Genomic DNA, 319 nt, shown 5'->3' on the forward strand with positions numbered 1-319 from the left:
TGAAGTGACGTTGAATAAGAAATTCAACCAGTGGCTAACCCGCAATGTGAGTGGTATGGGCACAATGAGCCGCGCGAATAAATTCCGTCAGGTCAATGAGAAACTGGCATTTAACTTTGCGGTAGGTGGCCGGGGAGCGGATATTCAGGTGACCACGGGTAACTGGAACCTGATGTTCGGTGATAATATTCAGTCGATTTTGGATACCAACCTGGGTTCGTTGTTTGGCCTGATGACGCAGCAATATTCGGCAACGGGGATGGCGAAGACCACGTTTACCTATCATCCACAGGATTTGCCGCGTCAGCTTAAGAACAAA

Annotated in this window: 1 protein-coding gene; it reads left to right on the forward strand. The window is 48.6% G+C overall.

What is annotated here, in order from left to right; all coding sequences use genetic code 11:
• Nucleotides 1-319: hypothetical protein (locus SLS51_RS23510; protein ID WP_323840881.1), on the forward strand; the 319-nt coding region annotated here is incomplete at both ends.

The organism is Photorhabdus africana (assembly GCF_035181445.1).
Taxonomy (GTDB): Bacteria; Pseudomonadota; Gammaproteobacteria; order Enterobacterales; family Enterobacteriaceae; genus Photorhabdus; species Photorhabdus laumondii.